Raw genomic sequence first — 18121 nt, 5'->3', positions numbered from 1 at the left:
TAAGAAGTAACTATATCTGCTCTTGAACCAGATTAATGATTGTATTAGCATCTAATTCTCCAGATTGTCTCCAGATCATTAAACCTTCTTTATAAATCATTAAAGTAGGAAGTCCTTTTATTCGCAAAGCTTCCGCTAATTCTTGATTTTTATCAACGTCAATTTTTATGACTTTTGCCTTGTCACCAAGCGCAGCCGCCACATCTCTAATTACAGGATGCATTGAAACCGATGATTCATTCCAATCCGTATAAAAGTCAATCAACACAGGGATTTGTGTATTTATAAGTTCTCCAAATTTTGACATAAAATCAACGAATTTAATTTTCTAAATTTACTAAAAAGAGATAATTATTATACAAATGTAACATTTTTAACGAATTAAGCCAAAGCCTTGCCCTTTTTTAGTTCAATCACGGTAATTTCAGGCATAATTCCTACTCTTCCAGGATAAGCATGAAAGCCAAAACCTCTATTTACATAAACATATCTTCCTAAATTTTCATACAAACCAGCCCATTGCGTGTAAACATATTGCGCTAAACTCCATTTGAAATACCCTGGGATTTCAATTCCAAATTGCATACCGTGTGTATGCCCGGATAATGTTAAATGGAAATTTTTATCGTGATTTTTAATTTCATAATCCCAATGGCTTGGATCGTGACTCATTAAAATTTTAAAATCTTCTTTTTCCAAATATTGTGAAGCTTTATTGATGTCGCCAGCTTTTTTAAAATTTTGACCCCAATTCTCTACTCCAACTAATGCAATTTTCTCCCCTCCTTTTTCAATAAAAGTATGCTCATTCAATAATAGTTTAAATCCTATTTGTCCGTAGAGATTTTTTATGTCTTGAAAGTTTTTCTCTTTTGCATTTTCAGATGGCCAAGTAACATATTCACCATAATCATGATTCCCTAAAACAGAATATTTACCAAATTCATGCTTTTTGATTCGGTTGAACGTTTCTATCCAAGGATGCATTTCTTTAGCATCAGTATTAACAATATCTCCAGTAAACAAAATCAGATCCGAATTTTGCTCATTTACTAAATCTATTGCATAATTGATTTTCTCTGGATTATCAAAGCTTCCACTGTGCACATCTGATATTTGTGTGATGGTAAAACCATCAAAAGCATCTGGCAAATCAGGGAAAAATATCTGCTGTCTGATAACCTTATAATTATACTTCCCTACGGTCACGCCATATATTAAAGATAAAAAAGGAACGGCCGCCAACCCTAACCCTACCTGACTCACGAATTTTCTTCTGGACGCAAAAAAGGTTGCATCATCATTGTTTTCAATAAAATAATTTACTGATCCTGCTCCAATTCTAAAAATATCTTCACCTAGCAAAACAAGACTTAAAACCAATTTTGGAATATAAACCAAAAGAACTAAACCCATTGTAAACATTGTTTGTTTCGTTTGTCCTACGGAGCGATCAAACTGGGTAAAAAAATAAAGAATAAACAAAAAGAGTAGCAAACTGATGATTTGATAAGATATCAAAACCCATTTTAGCTTTATTAAGGTACGTATTGCTTGAAAGGCATAAAACTCAACAATAAAGAGGATAACAGACAATAATAATATACGAACAATCATTTCTATAAAATTTAAGACAAAATAACAAATTAAGAAAGTAGTATGCGTTTTTATTAATCTAAATTTAACTAAAAATACACCAAATCTATTGTGATCAATCTCTTTTTTATCAAAAAAGCTGATACATTTCTATATCAGCTTATAAAAAAAATTCTTCTTTTGATTTCCGAACTTAATCATAATCCATTTTTTGATTCTAAAATCATAAAAACAATTAAAAATAATATTATCAGTAATGTTAAAATATACATTTTGTAAAATCTTAATTGATTACTAGGTTCATCGAAACAGTTAGTATGTCTCCCGAACCTGAATATCTCATTACATACACTTCTACATAATCATTGGTTGCTAATGATATTGTTGTTCCGATTGGAACTGCAATAATGTCTGAAGTCGAGGTTGATTTAGCATAAATTTTGGACTGACTGATAACCGTTCCATTCTTAGCAATATAAAACACATAGATATCACCATTGACCGTTGATTGAAAAGAAGCCGAACCACCCACTCTAAAGTAACGACTTTTAATCCCTAAATATTTCAATCTGTTATTTATACCACCGTCTGTCGAGAATCTAAAAAGACCATTTGATGTCGTCGTTCCTGCTAACTTTACGGCAGTACTTGACAGACTTGTTGATGCGCCGGATCCTATGGCATAATCAAAACTAATATCTGCGATAGCTACCAAATCCCCCTCTGTGGGAATACCTGCGCAACGCGTGTTCCATTTAGTATTAAAATTATAGCCCGCAAAACTACCAACGGTATATCCTTTTATAAACCCAGTTGTATTTGTTCCCATAAAAACTACCGTTTCAAGAAGGGCAGAACCCGTTATTGTAGGGTTTGAAGACACGTCAAATCCAATACTAGTTCCATTTACTTCACTAAAACCTCCCGCTTTCTGAATTAATCCAAAAGTCCCTTGAATCGTTTCAAAAGTTCCGGAATTATTTCCAAACCATCCCACATTGGTTATTAATAATTTAGAAATATCTTTATAAATAATTCCGGTCGTATTACCTACATATTGTACAATACTTATAAAAACTAAAGAAAATCCATCAATCACTCCAACATTCGAAGAACTCGCAACAACTGCATCCCTAAAAATTAAATTTTGAGTACCGCCACCCGTAATATTAAATACTTTTCCTGCTGTGGCCGTTAAAGTTAACACTCTAATCGATCCTCCAGTTGTTCCTGTAAAAAGATCTCCAGAAGCTTTAACCAACTTATCGTCTCCAGAATCTTGACCAATAATATAGGCATTATTTAATTCTATAGGAAAGTCAACGGTAATTGTACCGTTAACTTCATATAAAGTGTTTGTGTCTAAGAGATATTTACTACCCCCACCGGCAGTTTTCTCTGCAGCCAAAACCGTTGCCAAAACATCTGTAGATTTTATACGTTTAAATTTAATTCTACCGTAATTAGCATCCGTATTAATTTTATCCCATCTTGTAATACCGGAATCAAAATGATACAATGATTTTAAATCTGTGTCATACACCATTAATCCATCCGCTGGACTTGCAATCGCGATCCTTTGCGCCGTTGTCATTCGAGGTGTCAACAGACCTTGAGTAGTAGATGTTAAATCCAAAATTGAACTTGCAGACGGACTAGTTGTCCCAATACCCACCTGGGCAAACATATTTGTCGTTATTATCATGAAAAATAATAGGTAGGCTTGTAATACCTTTTTAGCAGTGTAATTTTTTTCCATAATAAACGAAATAAAAGATTAGATAATAAAGCACAACTTGGCTTATAATTATTCGTTAAAATTACTCTTTATATCGCTTAAATACTTATTTAATCGATAAACGGCATTTATTTGTATTTTGCATAAATTTAATCCTACAATTTTAACACGTCGATTTAAAATTACATTTTATTTATTCGCTATTTTCTTTCAAATTATATACAAGTTTCAAACTGACAGAAATTTACATTTTTAAGATCTTATTCAAGAATATAAAATTTGCCCAGTACAAATAAGAAATTTTACAATCTGTCACTCCTTTATCTGACAAGTTTTGTACTTTTGAAAACGATACAAAATAACACTCATGTCACAACAAAAACGTCTGTTCCTTCTCGATGCCTATGCTTTAATTTTTCGTGGCTACTATGCTTTTATAAAAAATCCTCGAATCAATTCAAAAGGAATGGACACCTCAGCAATTATGGGATTCATGAATTCCTTAATGGATGTTATAAAAAGAGAAAAACCAGATCATCTCGCGGTAGCATTTGACAATGGAGGAAGCCAACTGAGAAATGAAATATTTCCTGAATATAAAGCGCATCGTGATGCCACGCCAGAAGCAATAAAAATTGCCATTCCATATATACAAGAGCTACTAAAAGCCATGCACATTCCCATTATTGAAGTTAAAGGTTTTGAAGCGGATGATTTAATAGGAACAATTGCCAAACAAGCTGAAAAACAGAATTACAAAGTCTTTATGGTAACACCCGATAAAGATTTTGCTCAATTAGTTTCTGAAAATATCTTTATGTATAAACCCGCTCGTATGGGTAACGGCATCGAAATTTGGGGTGTTCCCGAGGTACTGGCAAAATTCGAAATTGAAAGACCGGATCAAGTAATTGACTTCTTGGGAATGATGGGCGATGCAGCCGATAATATCCCAGGATTACCTGGTGTGGGAGAAGTTACCGCGAAGAAATTACTGAAGGAATTTGGTACCATGGAAAACCTTTTGGCAAATACAGACAAGCTAAAAGGTAAAATGAAAGAGAATATTGAGGCCAATAAAGAAAAGGGCTTGCTATCGAAAACTTTAGCGACAATTATTATTGATTGCCCTGTTGTTTTTGATGAAACCGATTATGAACTATCAACTCCTGATGTTGAAAAAACGGATGCTCTTTTCAATGAACTGGAATTCCGCAGAATGGCAGAACAGTTTGACGCCATATTTAAAAAAGGAGGAACGGCAACAACGAGCACTCCAACCGATGAAGCTAAATTATATAAAAAACAAGCTGCAAAAAGCGAAGAACAATTCGATCTTTTTGGGAGTAGTATTCCAGAAGACGCGACGGAAGAAACCCGTCACAGATATTATAACACCTTAGAAAACACAGAACATTCCTATCAGATAATCCAAGGAGACTTGGGAATTAAATTACTGCTTCAGAATTTACAAAGCCAATCTTCTGTTTGTTTTGATACGGAAACCACTGGACTTGATGCCTTGCATGCAGAATTGGTTGGAATTTCATTTTCCTATGAAAAAGGAAAAGGTTTTTATATTCCGTTTCCGGAAAACCAGGCTGAATCTCAAACTTTAATCGAGAAATTTATTCCGTTTTTCGAAAATGAAGACATCGAAAAAATTGGACAGAATTTAAAATACGATTTGAAAATTCTTTCCAATTACGATGTTACCGTAAAAGGAAAATTATTCGACACAATGATTGCGCATTATTTAATCAATCCGGATATGCGCCATAACATGGATATTTTATCAGAAACGTATTTAAAATATTCCCCACAATCTATTGAAGTCTTAATTGGGAAAAAAGGCAAAAATCAAAAATCAATGCGCGATGTCCCTTTGGAAGAAATTAAGGAATACGCAGCTGAAGATGCCGATGTAACTTTACAATTAAAAGAGATTTTTACTTTAGAATTAGACAAAACAGGAACCAAAAAACTTTTTGAAGAAATAGAAATTCCATTAGTCACTGTACTAGCGGATATGGAAAAAGAAGGAATTCGGGTAGATGTCGATTTCTTGAAATCTTTATCGAAAGAATTAGATTCTGATATAAAATCATTGGAATCCACGATTTTTGAAATAGCGGGCGAGAAATTTAATTTGGCTTCGCCAAAACAACTCGGTGATATTTTATTTGACAAATTAAAAATTGGAGGACTAAAACAAAAGAAAACTAAAACCGGTCAATATGCCACCGGTGAAGAAGTTTTGAGTTACTTGGCAATTGAAAATCCAGTTGTAAAAGACATTCTTGACTGGCGCCAATTGATAAAATTACAGAACACTTATGTTGAAGCTTTGCCGCTTCAAGTAGACAAGATTACAAATCGCATCCACACGGATTACATGCAAACCGTAGCGGCAACTGGGCGATTGAGTTCTAATAATCCAAATTTACAAAACATCCCAATTCGTACCGAAAGAGGAAAACAGATCAGAAAAGCATTTGTTGCCCGTGATGAAAATTACACCTTGGTTTCTGCCGATTATTCTCAAATTGAGCTTAGGATTATAGCCGCATTAAGTGGCGAGGAAAACATGATAAAAGCTTTTCAAAACAAAGAAGATATTCACAAATCAACGGCTTCAAAAGTATTCAATGTTCCTTTGGAAGAAGTGACACGGGAACAACGTAGCCATGCCAAGACGGTGAATTTTGGAATTATATATGGAGTTTCCGCTTTTGGATTGAGTAATCAAACTTCTCTATCCAGAAGTGAAAGTGCAGCTTTGATTGAAGCTTATTACCAAACGTATCCACGGCTAAAATCATACATTCAGGAACAAGTAGAATTTGCGAGAGAATACGGTTATGTACAAACAATTCTTGGACGTCGCCGTTACTTAAAAGATATTAATTCTCAAAATGCCATTGTTCGCGGAGGTGCAGAAAGAAATGCAGTGAATGCACCAATTCAAGGAAGCGCCGCTGATATTATAAAAATTGCTATGATAAATATTCATCAAAAACTAATATCTGGAAATTACAAAACTAAAATGCTTTTACAAGTACACGATGAATTGGTGTTTGACGTTCATAATAGCGAACTGGAGAAAATCCAACTCATGATTAAATATGAAATGGAAAATGCCTTTAAACTTGAGGTTCCATTGGATGTAGATTTAGGTGCGGGTAAAGATTGGCTGGAAGCACATTAAAAAATAAAAAACTTAAAAAGCCCATTAGAATCTATTATTTCTAATGGGCATTTTTTATTTTATAGACTTGTTTAATTTTAAAAAATATACACAATTCCTACTCCCAAAAGCTGCTTTAATTGTGTTTTAGGACCTACTGTAACTTGGTTGCCATCAATTTCTTTTTTAGATTTTATGTCATCATCATAAACAATACGAGTCCCAATGTTTGCCTTAACATATTGATTTACTACCAAATCTAATAAAATATCACAATCGACGTCTATATTTCCAAAATTATTGATGTAGTCCGAATACAAACTCAGACGATTTTCCAGATTAACGTTTTTAAAAATTTCTTTTTTATAAAAACTCGTCATCAAAAAACCCAGTTCTGTTTTTGTTCGATGTCCTTCCGTAATTAAAATTCCGTCGCTGTTATACACCGCTTTAACAACACCAAACGCTCCTTGATTCGCCAATCGTTGATCCAAAACCAAAGTTTTTTTCAATGTAAATGGCGAGATATAAAAACTTCTGTTTTTTTCTTTATTAATATTTTCTGCTCCTATGCCTAAGAAAATGTAAGCTGGCGCAAATCGTTTGGAGATAGCAATTTCGGTATTTGGATAAGCATATCCATTAGTGAATTGGGTATTAAAATTAAATTTTGCCGAATGGTACCAATTAGAAAGTGTGTCTTGTCGATATCCAAATGTAGAATTAAACTGCAACGCATCATCGGTTTTTCTAACTTCAACTCCATCTTGTTTGTTCAATCCGTATCGAACGACGAGTTCATTCACCCATTTCATATTTTCTCTATTATAAACTCTGGTAAAATCTCCCTTCAACAATCCAGAAACTGAACTTGTCCCGCCGGCACTCCAATTGACAAAAGCAATTTCAGAGATGTAAAAACCTAGGCTGTTTTTTTTTGTCCAATTTGATAATGGAATAAACGGCATTGGCGCCAGTATTTTTGGGGCTACCGCTAATATCGCAGGTATTGTTACTTTTACAAGTGTTGTATCCATTGAAAACTCTACGATTACAGGGGCTGTTGTAGATATTGTTGACTCTTGAGAAAAACTATTTATGGATGTTAAGAACGAAAAGAATAGTAATGTGTAATGCGATAATTTCATTGTAGGCAATTATATTTGGGACTGCAAAATAAATATTTTAGAAATTTGAAAAAAGCATTTCTAAACTTTTAACGTCGATTTTGCAATATTGTTGCAATTCACCAACTGTCCCATGTTCAATAAACTCGTCAGGAATACCAAGTGTTTTTATTTTTGAAGTATAATTATTTGATGAAGCAAACTCCAAAATAGCACTTCCAAAACCACCTTTAATCACACCGTCTTCAATAGTAATTACATTTTCGAATGAAGTGAAAATCATATGCAACAACTTTTCATCTAATGGTTTAACAAAAGAAAAATCATAATGCGCAATTGTTTCCGGATGTTGTTGTTTGGCTATAGCCAAAGTAACATTGTTACCAATAGTTCCATTGGATAAAACAGCTACTTTTGATCCTTTTTGAAGACAAACGGCTGTACCAATTTTAATTTTATTATAGTTTCCAAAATTTTTAACTTGCCACTCACCAATCACGCCGCGACCACGAGGATATCTAATAGAAATAGGATGATTTAATCCCAATTGCGCCGTGTATAAAATATTTTGTAATCCAATTTCATTCATCGGAGCATAAATAATCATATTGGGAATGCAACGCAAATAAGCCAAATCAAAAACACCGTGATGTGTCGCGCCATCTTCACCCACTAATCCTGCTCTGTCCAAACAGAAAATTACCGGTAAATTCTGTAAAGCGACATCGTGAATCACTTGGTCATACGCTCTTTGCAAAAAAGTGGAATAAATATTGCAAAAAACAATCATCCCTTGAGTTGCCATTCCTGCTGCCAAAGTAACGGCATGTTGCTCTGCAATTCCTACATCAAAAGCACGTTCTGGCAGTTCATCCATCATGAATTTCAACGAACTTCCCGAAGGCATTGCAGGTGTGATTCCTATAATTTTTTCATTTTTTCTAGCCAAATCCAATAGGGTCAAGCCAAAAACATCCTGGTATTTTGGAGGTAAATTGGCTTCGGATTTAATGTGAAGTTCACCAGTTGCGGCGTCGAATTTTCCCGGAGCATGATATTTAACTTGGTTTTCTTCGGCCTGTTGCAATCCTTTTCCTTTGGTGGTAATGACATGAAGGAATTTAGGTCCTTTTACTTTTTGCAAGCGTTTCAATTCTTTGATTACGGCAAATATATCATGACCGTCAATAGGTCCCGAGTAATCGAAATTCAAGGATTTAATCATGTTATTTTGCCTTGGATTTTTACCTTCTTTTACCGCGGTAAGATATTTTTTTAATGCACCAACGCTTGGGTCAATTCCGATGGCGTTGTCGTTGAGAATCACCAATAAATTAGCATTGGTAACTCCGGCGTGATTTAATCCTTCAAAAGCCATTCCCGAAGCGATGGAAGCGTCGCCAATGACGGCAATATGTTGTTTATCGTAATCTCCTTTTAAGTTGGAAGCAATTGCCATTCCTAAAGCTGCCGAAATGGAAGTCGAGGAATGTCCTACACCAAATGCATCGTAAATGCTTTCGCTTCTTTTAGGGAAACCAGAAATACCGCCCAGTTGTCTGTTGGTATGAAAGTTTTCTCTTCTGCCTGTCAATATTTTATGCCCATAAGCCTGATGCCCAACATCCCAAACCAATAAATCATTTGGCGTGTCAAAAACATAATGCAACGCAATAGTGAGTTCTACAACTCCCAAACTGGCACCCAGGTGTCCCTCTTTTACAGATACAATATCGATGATGAAATTGCGTAATTCCTGAGCGACTTGCGGAAGTTGGGCTTCATCAAGCTGGCGTAAATCGGCTGGGTTATTTATCGTAGAGAGAAGACTATTTTTCATTATTTGTAAAAAAACAAAATTACATATTTAATGTTATAACTTGTCGTTTTCATACTTTGTAATTCTCTTAATTTGAATAATATCAACCTTCGGTATAATTTTGGTTCTCAAAAAAGACTTTTTAATGGTGTCTGGTATAATTGTAAGCAATAACTGAAATTCACAATTTCTTTTTTTACCGTTCTCTTCTCCAGGGTACCATTTTGAAGAAGAATTTAAAACTCCGGATAATTCCTCACTACTTGTAACTCCTATTCCTTTAATAATTTTCACATCGTTTAATCTTCCATCTTTTTCAATAATAAAAGAAGTTACAATTTCACCTTTTAAGTTTTTATCATATTTAGGAACTTTAAAATTATCTTTAACAAAAGAATAAAACTTAGACATACCACCTATATAATCTGGATACACACTAATTCCTATGCCTCCATAGAAAGCATTATCTTCGTAGATGACATTATTTTCATTTATAGTTTTTTCTTCTTTTTTAGATTTTACCGCTCCACATTTAATAGTTTTTGGTTGTTTAAATTTCAACTGATTAATTTTTGGTGGTGGCGGTAGTACAACTTGGTGTAAAGAGTCATTTGATTTTGGAGGTAATAACATTCCAACTGTCATGGTTTTGATTTCAGTTGTATCCTTAATAATCTCTACTTTATCAATTTTTTGCTTATTTCCTTCTTTATCGGCACAGCTAAACAATGTTGTTCCCATGGAAATAAATAAGGCTAATAAAAATATTTTATGATATTGTGTCTGAGAATATAAAACACGACTCGGAATTTGAATTGTCACAGTGTCTAACTGGGATTTCCTGAATTTTCCACAGATTCTGTTATCTTTGTTTGTAGCAAAATAACGTTGAATTTCATCTGGCAGCATTGTTGTAAAATCGACTACATTTTTAGCACAGCTACTGCAAAATCTTCCGTTTTCGTTTGGAGACATTTTATTCCAATCTTCTTGGCACGGTTCCGGAATAGTGATTTTGTATTTGTTTTCCATATTTTTCTAGTAGCAGGAATTAAAAGTAATGAAAAATAATATCAAAATAGTATTTTTGCAGGTATGATAAATCTTTTCACCGACGAATATTTTATGAAAAAAGCTTTGCAGGAAGCCGAAATGGCTTTTGACAAAGACGAAATTCCTGTTGGTGCCATTATTGTAATTGACAATACAGTTATTGCAAGAAGCCATAATTTAACCGAATTGTTGAACGATGTAACAGCTCATGCCGAAATGCAATCCATCACTGCAGCGGCGAATTATCTTGGTGGAAAATATTTAATAGGCTGTACGCTTTATGTTACACTGGAACCTTGCCAAATGTGCGCCGGTGCTTTATATTGGAGTCAGATTTCTAAAATTGTTTACGGAGCAAGCGATGAAAACCGCGGGTTTGTAAAAATGGGAACGCAATTGCATCCTAAAACTAAAGTGGTTCGTGGTGTTTTAGCGAGTGAAGCTTCAGAGTTGATGTTGCGTTTTTTTGCGGAAAAAAGGAAGTAGGTAAAAAATTCTCTTAACGTTATTTTTTTAGATATTCTTTTGCGGTCAAAACGGGAAGAATAGATTTTTTAAAATCTTTCTTGTTCCGGGTGATAATAATATCCAAATCATTTTCTAAAGCGGTATGGTATTGAATGGCATCTTCAAAATCTTTGAAATCAGAAACCAATGCCAATTCTAAAATTTTGTCATCCATAGGTAAAACTTCTACCAATACTTTAAACTTAATCAGGATTTTTCTTGCCTCATCTAATTTATGATTTCTTGCTAATAAATAATGGGTGTTTGCTATTGACAAAGAAGAGATATAGAGTTTTACTTTATTGTGATCTGCCAAGGTAAAAAGTTCCTGTGCTTCTCTATAAAATCCTTCACGTTTTGACAGTAAATCGATTACGATGTTTGTGTCGACCAATAATTTCTCCATTAAGAATATTTTTTTGATAAATAATCAGAATATTCTTTTTTGTAATCATCGTTTTCAAGCGAAATAACTCCCGTGAGACTTTCTACAAGCGGACTTACTTTAGTCTTTTCAGCATCTTTTTTGGTCAATGACTGCAGATAATTCTCAATAAGTTTAGAAAGACTCACGCTATTGTTTTTAGCGTAAAATTTAGCGTCCTCAATTGTATTTTGGTCAATATTCAAAGTGAGCTTAGTATTCATGATGAAATTTATTTACGTGTAAAATTATAAATTAATCACGTGATATGCAATTTTTTTTATTAAATTTTCTATTCTATTACACTCAATATTAGCGTCTAATGTAATATTTTTTTTTAGCAGTTGAGAATTTAAGGGTGGGAAGTAATGAAAATGGGAACGCAATTGCATCCCCAAACGAAAGTAGTTCGTGGTGTTTTAGCAAATGAAGCTTCGGAGATGATGTTGCATTTTTTTGCTGAGAAAAGAAGATAATTTTTTATACACAAATTCCCTAGCCCGGATAGTAGTGAAAATCCTTTTATCCCGATTTTTAGGGATAAAAGATTGCAAAGTATAGCCGGAAATAGCTCCAAAAAAATAAAATGAAAATTACAGATTAGATTGCTTCGTTCCTCGCAATGACAACAAGGCACAAAAAAACCGCCAATCTTGCGAAAGGCGGTTTTGATTTAATATGTAATAACATTTCCTTTTTTATCGTAGAAATGATATTCTAAATACGTGTAAGCGTCACGAGGTATGATTTTCACCCACTTTTTATGTTCAAAAAACCATTTTGAACGTAATGATGGAAAACCTTTACTGAGGTATGCAGCCACAAACGGGTGTACATTAAGTACGACTTTATTGTGGGTTTTTAAAATTGTTTCCAGATCAGAACCTATTTTATCAATGATTTGAATTGGCGCTTCTATTTCGCCATTTTCATTGTTTGGATCTTCTTCTCTGGTTTTAATATTTACTTCTGGTCTTACTCTTTGTCTTGTTATCTGGACTAATCCAAATTTACTAGGAGGTAAGATTTTGTGTTTCGCTTTATCATCGCTCATTTCTTCCCTAAGGAATTCGAACAACACTTTACGATTTTCTGGATTTGACATGTCGATAAAATCCACTACTATGATACCACCCATATCACGAAGACGCAATTGTCTGGCGATTTCGGCAGCGGCAATCATATTCACTTCCATTGCGGTGTCTTCCTGATTAGTGGCCTTATTAGAACGGTTTCCGCTGTTCACGTCTATAACGTGCAAAGCTTCAGTGTGTTCGATAATAAGATATGCCCCTTTACTCATGGAAACTGTTTTCCCAAAGGAGGTTTTGATTTGTCTCTCTATGTTGTATTTCTCAAAAATAGGCGTATCATTTGATTGATAAAACTTAACAATTGATTGTTTTGAAGGTGCAATTTCTTGCAAATAATCCTTCGTTTGGTTGTACAACTCTTCATCATCAATTTGAATACCACTAAAGGTATCATTAAATACATCTCTTAATATCGAAGAGGCTCTGTTGAGTTCTCCTAATACTTTGGACGGATGATGAGCAGTCGGTAATTTTTTACACATTGCAGTCCATCTGCTGAGCAGGTTCTGCAAATCTTTTTCTAATTCGGCTGTATTTTTGCCTTCGGCTACTGTGCGAACAATAACACCAAATCCTTTTGGTTTGATGGATTGTACGAGTCGTTTCAAACGGTCTTTTTCTTTTTTGTCTTCTATTTTTTGTGAAATAGAAACACGGTCAGAAAAGGGAACCAAAACAATAAAACGTCCGGCTAGAGAAAGCTCAGCGCTAATTCTAGGTCCTTTGGTAGATATTGGTTCTTTGACGACTTGTACTAAAACAGATTGATTGGAACTTAATACATCAGTAATAGTACCATCTTTGTCTATTTCTTTTTCAAACTGGAAGGTTTTTAGGGAGAAATCTTTTAATTTACCTGCGCTTACAAGTTTTATGAATTTCAATTGGGAAGCTAAATTGGGTCCTAAATCGTGATAATGTAAAAAGGCATCTTTTTCGAAGCCTACATTTACAAAAGCAGCGTTAAGTCCGGCAACTGGTTTTCGTATTTTGGCAATAAAAATATCGCCTACTTGAAAGTTGCTTTTTTCTTCCTGTTTGTGTAATTCAATTAGTTTTCCATCTTTTAATAAGGCAAAATCTACTGCTTCAGAACTGGATCGGATGATTAATTCTTTATTCACGCTGTAAATTTTTATCCGAACTTTTAGTTTTAGGTTTAAAGTTTCAGGTTTAAAGTTTAAAAAAAACTCATAACTCATAACTCATAACTCATAACTGAATTGTCAGGATGGATTAAACAATATTTTTAACAGGTATTGTACCCGGGGAAACTTAAAGATTTTTGATTCTCGATTTTTGATTCTCGATTTCAGATGTTTTAAAAAAAATCTGCAATCTACAATCGTTAATCTTAATTCTTAAATCATTCCGTTTCAATTTCAATGAACTTTTAAAAAGAAAAAAGTAGTTTAAAACTACTTTTTCTTTTTGTGACGGTTAGCTCTCGCTCTTTTTTTACGTTTGTGAGTCGCTACCTTATGTCTCTTTCTTTTTTTACCGCTTGGCATATCTTGAAGATTTTATGATTAATTAATTATGTTATTTTGCTTCGTTATTTATTTTTACTCCTTCAACAAAAACTTTTGCAGGTTTAAATGCAGGAATGTTATGTGCAGGAATTTTTATTGTTGTATTTTTTGAGATATTTCTACCTGTTTTTTCTGCTCTAGTTTTTACAATAAAACTTCCAAAACCTCTTAAATAAACATTGTCTCCAGTTTCTAATGAATTTTTTACTTCATTCATAAAAGTCTCTACAGTTGCCTGAACATCTCCTTTTTCAAGACCTAGTTTTTCTGAAATTTTTGCTACGATATCTGCTTTCGTCATTTTCTTTCCTATTATATTATGTTGTACTATTTTTTTGAGTTTGCAAATATAGGAATTTAAAAAACAATTATTCAAGCTAATTCATTAAATTTTAATCACATAAACTTTTACTTTTGCAGTCTAATATTTAAAGATGAATTTTTCTAACGTATTGATAAAATGGTATTTACAAAATAAACGGGATTTACCATGGAGAAACACCACCAATCCATACCCCATTTGGCTCTCCGAAATCATGTTACAACAGACGCGAGTAGCTCAAGGAATGCCTTATTTTTTATCGTTCACCACTGCTTTTCCAACTGTTTTTGATCTCGCCGCAGCAAGTGAAGAACAAGTATTAAAACTTTGGCAGGGATTGGGTTATTATTCCCGTGCCCGAAATCTACATAAAACGGCTCAATACATCGCTTCTGATTTAGACGGAATTTTCCCAGGCAATTATTCTGATTTACTGAAACTGAAAGGAGTTGGAGAATACACCGCAGCGGCAATTGCTTCTTTTTCTTACAACGAAGCAGTTCCCGTTGTTGACGGAAATGTGTTTCGCGTTTTGTCCCGTTATTTTGACATTGAAACAGATATTGCTCAGGCTTCCGCCAAAAAAGAATTCGCTGCTTTGGCTTTCGAATTAATGCCAAAAGCTAATCCCGCTATTTTCAATCAGGCAATAATGGAGTTTGGTGCTTTGCAATGTGTTCCCAAGAGTCCGAATTGTGGAATTTGCGTTTTTAACGAAAGTTGCGCTGCTTTACAAAAAAAGAAAGTAGATCAATTACCAGTAAAGTCTAAAAAGTTAAAAGTTCGCAACCGTTACTTTAATTATTTAGTTGTTGCAGATGAAAAGGACAATACGATAATTCAAAAACGAATCGCAAAAGGCATTTGGCATAACTTATATGAATTCCCTTTGATAGAAACAGAAAAGGAAGAGAATTTCGATTTTATCTCTGAGCAAATAGAAACTGAATATTTTAAGGACAATACCGTTGTAAGCATATTAGAAGATAACGAGAAAAGTATAATCCATAAATTATCACATCAACATTTGCATATCAAGTTTTGGAAAGTCAATCTAAACGGAAGCATTGAAAACGGAATAAATAATGACACTTTAAAAACATTTCCTTTCCCCATTGTGATTCACAATTTTATAGAAAAGGAATAATATAAGATTGCAAAAAAATGTATCTTTGATTGAAATAGGATTTGAATATCATGAATGGAACTTTAAATAAGGTGATGCTAATAGGGCATTTAGGTGACGAAGTCAAAATGCATTATTTTGAAGGAGGCAACTGTATCGGAAGATTTCAATTGGCAACAAACGACGTTTACATCAATAAAACGACCAACGAAAAAATCACTTCTACCGAGTGGCATAATTTAGTGGTACGAAATAAGGCCGCCGAAATTTGTGAAAAATACCTTTCCAAGGGGGACAAAATATATGTGGAGGGACGTTTAAAATCCCGTCAGTGGCAAGCGGAGGATGGATCAACTAAATACACGACCGAAATTCTAGTAATGGAGTTTACTTTTTTATCCACAAAGAAGGACAACGACAACAACAAACAAATTCAAAGTTCGGAATCCACAAAAAACACTAACTTTGACACACAAAAAAGCGATTTACCTATCAATGATTTACCGTTTTGATTGTTTAACTAATCTTATTTAATTTGGACCCAGAGCCCAGTTTATTCTTTTCCTATGCCATTGATACTGATTTAGTATTTGGTTTTATTGGGATATTTGCCTTACTATTTTGTTCTGCTTTAGTTTCCGGAGCAGAAGTAGCCTTGTTTTCGTTGTCACAAAAAGACATCGATGTAACCTTACAAGAAAATGTTTCCAAAGGAAAAATAATATCAGATCTTCTTGAAAAACCCAAAAAATTGTTAGCCACACTTCTTGTAGCTAATAATTTCATCAACATAGGAGTGGTAATTTTATTTTCATTTGTGGGAAAAAATTTATTTGCCGCAGTCACTTCGCCAGTTTTAAAATTTATTCTGGAAGTAATTGTCGTAACTTTTTTACTGTTGTTGTTTGGTGAGGTTTTACCAAAAGTGTATGCCAGCAGAAACAATATCAAGTTTGCCAAGTTGATTGCTTATCCTATTGCAGCCCTTGACAAATTGCTTTCGCCTTTGAGTTTACCCATGCGATCCGCCACGATATATTTGCATAATAAATTAGGAAAACAAAAGACCAATTTCTCCGTCAATCAATTGTCACAAGCATTAGAACTTACTGATTCAGACGAAACCTCAACCGAAGAACAAAAAATATTAGAAGGAATTGTGAGTTTTGGAAATACGGATACGAAACAAGTGATGAGCCCGAGAATAGATATTTTTGCTTTAGAAATTGAAGAACCTTTCGCTGCTATTTGTCCCAAAATCATAGAAAAAGGATATTCAAGAATTCCAGTTTATAGAGACAATATTGACCAGATTGAAGGCGTTTTATTTGTGAAAGACTTGTTACCACATATCAACACCAGTGATTTCGACTGGAAGACTTTATTAAGAGAACCATTTTTTGTTCCCGAAAATAAAAAATTGGACAATTTGCTTAAAGATTTCCAAAGTAAGAAAGGTCATTTAGCAATTGTTGTTGATGAGTACGGCGGAACTTCCGGATTAGTTTCACTGGAAGATGTAATCGAAGAAATTGTGGGCGATATTAGTGATGAATTCGATGATGAAAATAGTTTTTGTTCCCAAATTGATGACAAAAATTATCTTTTTGAAGGAAAAATAAATCTAAAAGATTTCTACAGAATTATTGATGTTGACGAAGAATCATTTGAAATTAAAAAAGGAGAAGCCGAAACCCTGGCTGGGTTTATTCTCGAAATACTAGGCAATTTCCCTAAAAAGGATCAAAAAATAGCTTTTGAAAACTGCCAGTTTACCATTGAAACGGTAGATAAAAAACGCATCAAACAAATCAAAGTAACAATTGAATAATTTCTCCCTCTAACCCACTCCGAAAGAACGGGAATCATTGCGGAATATGTTTCTTTTGAAAAATAAAAGATTAAATAAATTAGAATAGAAATGTTTAAAAAAATAATCCCTTTTTCAACAATCATGTTGGTATCGTTCTTAAGTTTTAGCTGCAAAGATGATGTTTTGCCGAAGCCAGCTAGTTATTTGAGATTGGATTATCCAGAGGCAAAATATGTAAGTTTTGAAAACGAATGTCCTTTTGCTTTCGATATGAATTCAGAAGCTGTGATCAAAGGAGAGAAAGATTGTGGGTTTACTATTTCGTATCCAAAAATGAAAGCCACAATTTATTTGACTTACAAACCCGTGAACAATGATATCGCCAAATTGTTGCGTGATGCTCAAAAACTAACCTACGAGCACGTCATAAAAGCAGATAATATTTTGGAACAACCGTATTTGAATTCTACCAAAAAAGTATATGGTATGTTTTATCAGGTTGATGGAAACGCGGCTACCAATTCGCAATTTTACGTAACCGATAGCACCAAGCATTTTGTGACAGGTTCCGTTTATTTCTATGCTAAACCCAACTTTGATTCTATTATGCCAGCGGCAAGTTATGTTAGAAACGACATGCAAAGACTGATGGAAACCTTGAAGTGGAAATAATTTTTAGAAAGTTCAATAAAAAAATTCAACCATATAAGACATTTAAGTACAAATAAGCTTATCGACAGCTGTCATTCAAAACTTTCTTAAATGACCTTCAATTTCTTATAT

At 33.9% G+C, this 18121-nt stretch carries 16 protein-coding genes; 6 read left to right on the top strand and 10 right to left on the bottom strand.

Going from position 1 to position 18121, the window contains the following annotated elements; genetic code table 11:
• Positions 1–10: 10 nt before the first annotated feature.
• From H4V97_RS11710 to H4V97_RS11700, 3 genes are all read right to left on the bottom strand, one after another.
• A complete protein-coding gene (locus tag H4V97_RS11710) occupies positions 11–307 on the bottom strand; it encodes a thioredoxin family protein (RefSeq protein ID WP_196850000.1) in 297 nt (98 codons plus the stop codon).
• A 74-nt stretch (positions 308–381) separates the two neighbouring features.
• Positions 382–1617 carry a metallophosphoesterase gene (locus H4V97_RS11705; RefSeq protein WP_209549802.1) on the bottom strand — a complete coding sequence of 412 codons (1236 nt, stop codon included), beginning with the start codon at positions 1615–1617 and terminating at the stop codon, positions 382–384.
• 262 nt (positions 1618–1879) lie between these two features.
• The gene (locus H4V97_RS11700; protein ID WP_209549801.1) at positions 1880–3355 is read right to left on the bottom strand and encodes a hypothetical protein; all 1476 of its coding nucleotides are present in this window, start codon (positions 3353–3355) and stop codon (positions 1880–1882) included.
• 346 nt (positions 3356–3701) lie between these two features.
• Here H4V97_RS11700 and polA point away from each other — a divergent pair, with 346 nt between their 5' ends.
• A complete protein-coding gene (gene polA, locus H4V97_RS11695; protein WP_209549800.1) occupies positions 3702–6542 on the top strand; it encodes a DNA polymerase I in 2841 nt (946 codons plus the stop codon).
• A gap of 77 nt (positions 6543–6619) precedes the next feature.
• Here polA and H4V97_RS11690 read toward each other — a convergent pair whose 3' ends face one another.
• Genes H4V97_RS11690 through H4V97_RS11680 form a run of 3 tightly spaced genes read right to left on the bottom strand, consistent with a single transcriptional unit; the run spans position 6620 to position 10499 of the window.
• Complete coding sequence (locus H4V97_RS11690) at positions 6620–7669, bottom strand: DUF3078 domain-containing protein (RefSeq protein WP_196850004.1); 1050 nt, start codon at positions 7667–7669, stop codon at positions 6620–6622.
• Between the two features lie 37 nt (positions 7670–7706).
• Positions 7707–9488: a 1-deoxy-D-xylulose-5-phosphate synthase gene (locus tag H4V97_RS11685; protein ID WP_209549799.1), complete on the bottom strand. Its 1782-nt coding sequence runs from the start codon at positions 9486–9488 to the stop codon at positions 7707–7709.
• A gap of 33 nt (positions 9489–9521) precedes the next feature.
• Positions 9522–10499 carry a hypothetical protein gene (locus H4V97_RS11680; RefSeq protein WP_196850006.1) on the bottom strand — a complete coding sequence of 326 codons (978 nt, stop codon included), beginning with the start codon at positions 10497–10499 and terminating at the stop codon, positions 9522–9524.
• Positions 10500–10562: 63 nt separating this feature from the next.
• Here H4V97_RS11680 and H4V97_RS11675 point away from each other — a divergent pair, with 63 nt between their 5' ends.
• Positions 10563–11006: a nucleoside deaminase gene (locus H4V97_RS11675; protein ID WP_209549798.1), complete on the top strand. Its 444-nt coding sequence runs from the start codon at positions 10563–10565 to the stop codon at positions 11004–11006.
• Positions 11007–11025: 19 nt separating this feature from the next.
• On the opposite strand, the gene H4V97_RS11670 is transcribed toward H4V97_RS11675, so the two are convergent.
• The 4 genes from H4V97_RS11670 to H4V97_RS11655 form a co-directional block, all read right to left on the bottom strand.
• Positions 11026–11433: a type II toxin-antitoxin system VapC family toxin gene (locus H4V97_RS11670; RefSeq protein WP_209549797.1), complete on the bottom strand. Its 408-nt coding sequence runs from the start codon at positions 11431–11433 to the stop codon at positions 11026–11028.
• Positions 11433–11675 (bottom strand): DUF6364 family protein, encoded by a 243-nt coding sequence (locus H4V97_RS11665; protein WP_209549796.1) that lies wholly within the window; start codon positions 11673–11675, stop codon positions 11433–11435. Before H4V97_RS11665 ends, H4V97_RS11670 begins: the two co-directional genes overlap by 1 nt.
• Before the next feature lie 449 nt (positions 11676–12124).
• Complete coding sequence (locus tag H4V97_RS11660; protein WP_196850012.1) at positions 12125–13669, bottom strand: ribonuclease E/G; 1545 nt, start codon at positions 13667–13669, stop codon at positions 12125–12127.
• 418 nt (positions 13670–14087) lie between these two features.
• Complete coding sequence (locus H4V97_RS11655; RefSeq protein WP_262487700.1) at positions 14088–14408, bottom strand: HU family DNA-binding protein; 321 nt, start codon at positions 14406–14408, stop codon at positions 14088–14090.
• Positions 14409–14511: 103 nt separating this feature from the next.
• Here H4V97_RS11655 and mutY point away from each other — a divergent pair, with 103 nt between their 5' ends.
• The 4 genes from mutY to gldD all read left to right on the top strand — a co-directional run bounded on the left by mutY (position 14512) and on the right by gldD (position 18010).
• The gene (mutY, locus tag H4V97_RS11650; protein ID WP_209549795.1) at positions 14512–15546 is read left to right on the top strand and encodes an A/G-specific adenine glycosylase; all 1035 of its coding nucleotides are present in this window, start codon (positions 14512–14514) and stop codon (positions 15544–15546) included.
• A gap of 50 nt (positions 15547–15596) precedes the next feature.
• On the top strand, positions 15597–16037 hold the full coding sequence (locus H4V97_RS11645; protein WP_209549794.1) for a single-stranded DNA-binding protein: 441 nt from the start codon (positions 15597–15599) through the stop codon (positions 16035–16037).
• Between the two features lie 23 nt (positions 16038–16060).
• Positions 16061–17356: a gliding motility-associated protein GldE gene (locus H4V97_RS11640; protein WP_196850015.1), complete on the top strand. Its 1296-nt coding sequence runs from the start codon at positions 16061–16063 to the stop codon at positions 17354–17356.
• A gap of 90 nt (positions 17357–17446) precedes the next feature.
• Positions 17447–18010 carry a gliding motility lipoprotein GldD gene (gene gldD / locus H4V97_RS11635; RefSeq protein ID WP_209549793.1) on the top strand — a complete coding sequence of 188 codons (564 nt, stop codon included), beginning with the start codon at positions 17447–17449 and terminating at the stop codon, positions 18008–18010.
• Positions 18011–18121: the final 111 nt, after the last annotated feature.

The organism is Flavobacterium sp. CG_23.5 (assembly GCF_017875765.1).
In the GTDB taxonomy this organism is placed as follows: domain Bacteria; phylum Bacteroidota; class Bacteroidia; order Flavobacteriales; family Flavobacteriaceae; genus Flavobacterium.
The sequence above is the reverse complement of the archived record's forward strand: the minus strand, read 5'-3'. Positions and strand labels throughout refer to the sequence as shown.

Coding starts and splice junctions, on each gene's coding strand:
- H4V97_RS11670 (WP_209549797.1), bottom strand. CDS start 11,433: ATGGAGAAATTATTGGTCGACACAAACATCGTAATCGATTTACTGTCA.
- H4V97_RS11690 (WP_196850004.1), bottom strand. CDS start 7,669: ATGAAATTATCGCATTACACATTACTATTCTTTTCGTTCTTAACATCC.
- gldD (WP_209549793.1), top strand. CDS start 17,447: ATGTTTAAAAAAATAATCCCTTTTTCAACAATCATGTTGGTATCGTTC.
- H4V97_RS11705 (WP_209549802.1), bottom strand. CDS start 1,617: ATGATTGTTCGTATATTATTATTGTCTGTTATCCTCTTTATTGTTGAG.
- H4V97_RS11645 (WP_209549794.1), top strand. CDS start 15,597: ATGAATGGAACTTTAAATAAGGTGATGCTAATAGGGCATTTAGGTGAC.
- H4V97_RS11700 (WP_209549801.1), bottom strand. CDS start 3,355: ATGGAAAAAAATTACACTGCTAAAAAGGTATTACAAGCCTACCTATTA.
- H4V97_RS11680 (WP_196850006.1), bottom strand. CDS start 10,499: ATGGAAAACAAATACAAAATCACTATTCCGGAACCGTGCCAAGAAGAT.
- H4V97_RS11685 (WP_209549799.1), bottom strand. CDS start 9,488: ATGAAAAATAGTCTTCTCTCTACGATAAATAACCCAGCCGATTTACGC.
- H4V97_RS11675 (WP_209549798.1), top strand. CDS start 10,563: ATGATAAATCTTTTCACCGACGAATATTTTATGAAAAAAGCTTTGCAG.
- mutY (WP_209549795.1), top strand. CDS start 14,512: ATGAATTTTTCTAACGTATTGATAAAATGGTATTTACAAAATAAACGG.
- H4V97_RS11665 (WP_209549796.1), bottom strand. CDS start 11,675: ATGAATACTAAGCTCACTTTGAATATTGACCAAAATACAATTGAGGAC.
- H4V97_RS11710 (WP_196850000.1), bottom strand. CDS start 307: ATGTCAAAATTTGGAGAACTTATAAATACACAAATCCCTGTGTTGATT.
- polA (WP_209549800.1), top strand. CDS start 3,702: ATGTCACAACAAAAACGTCTGTTCCTTCTCGATGCCTATGCTTTAATT.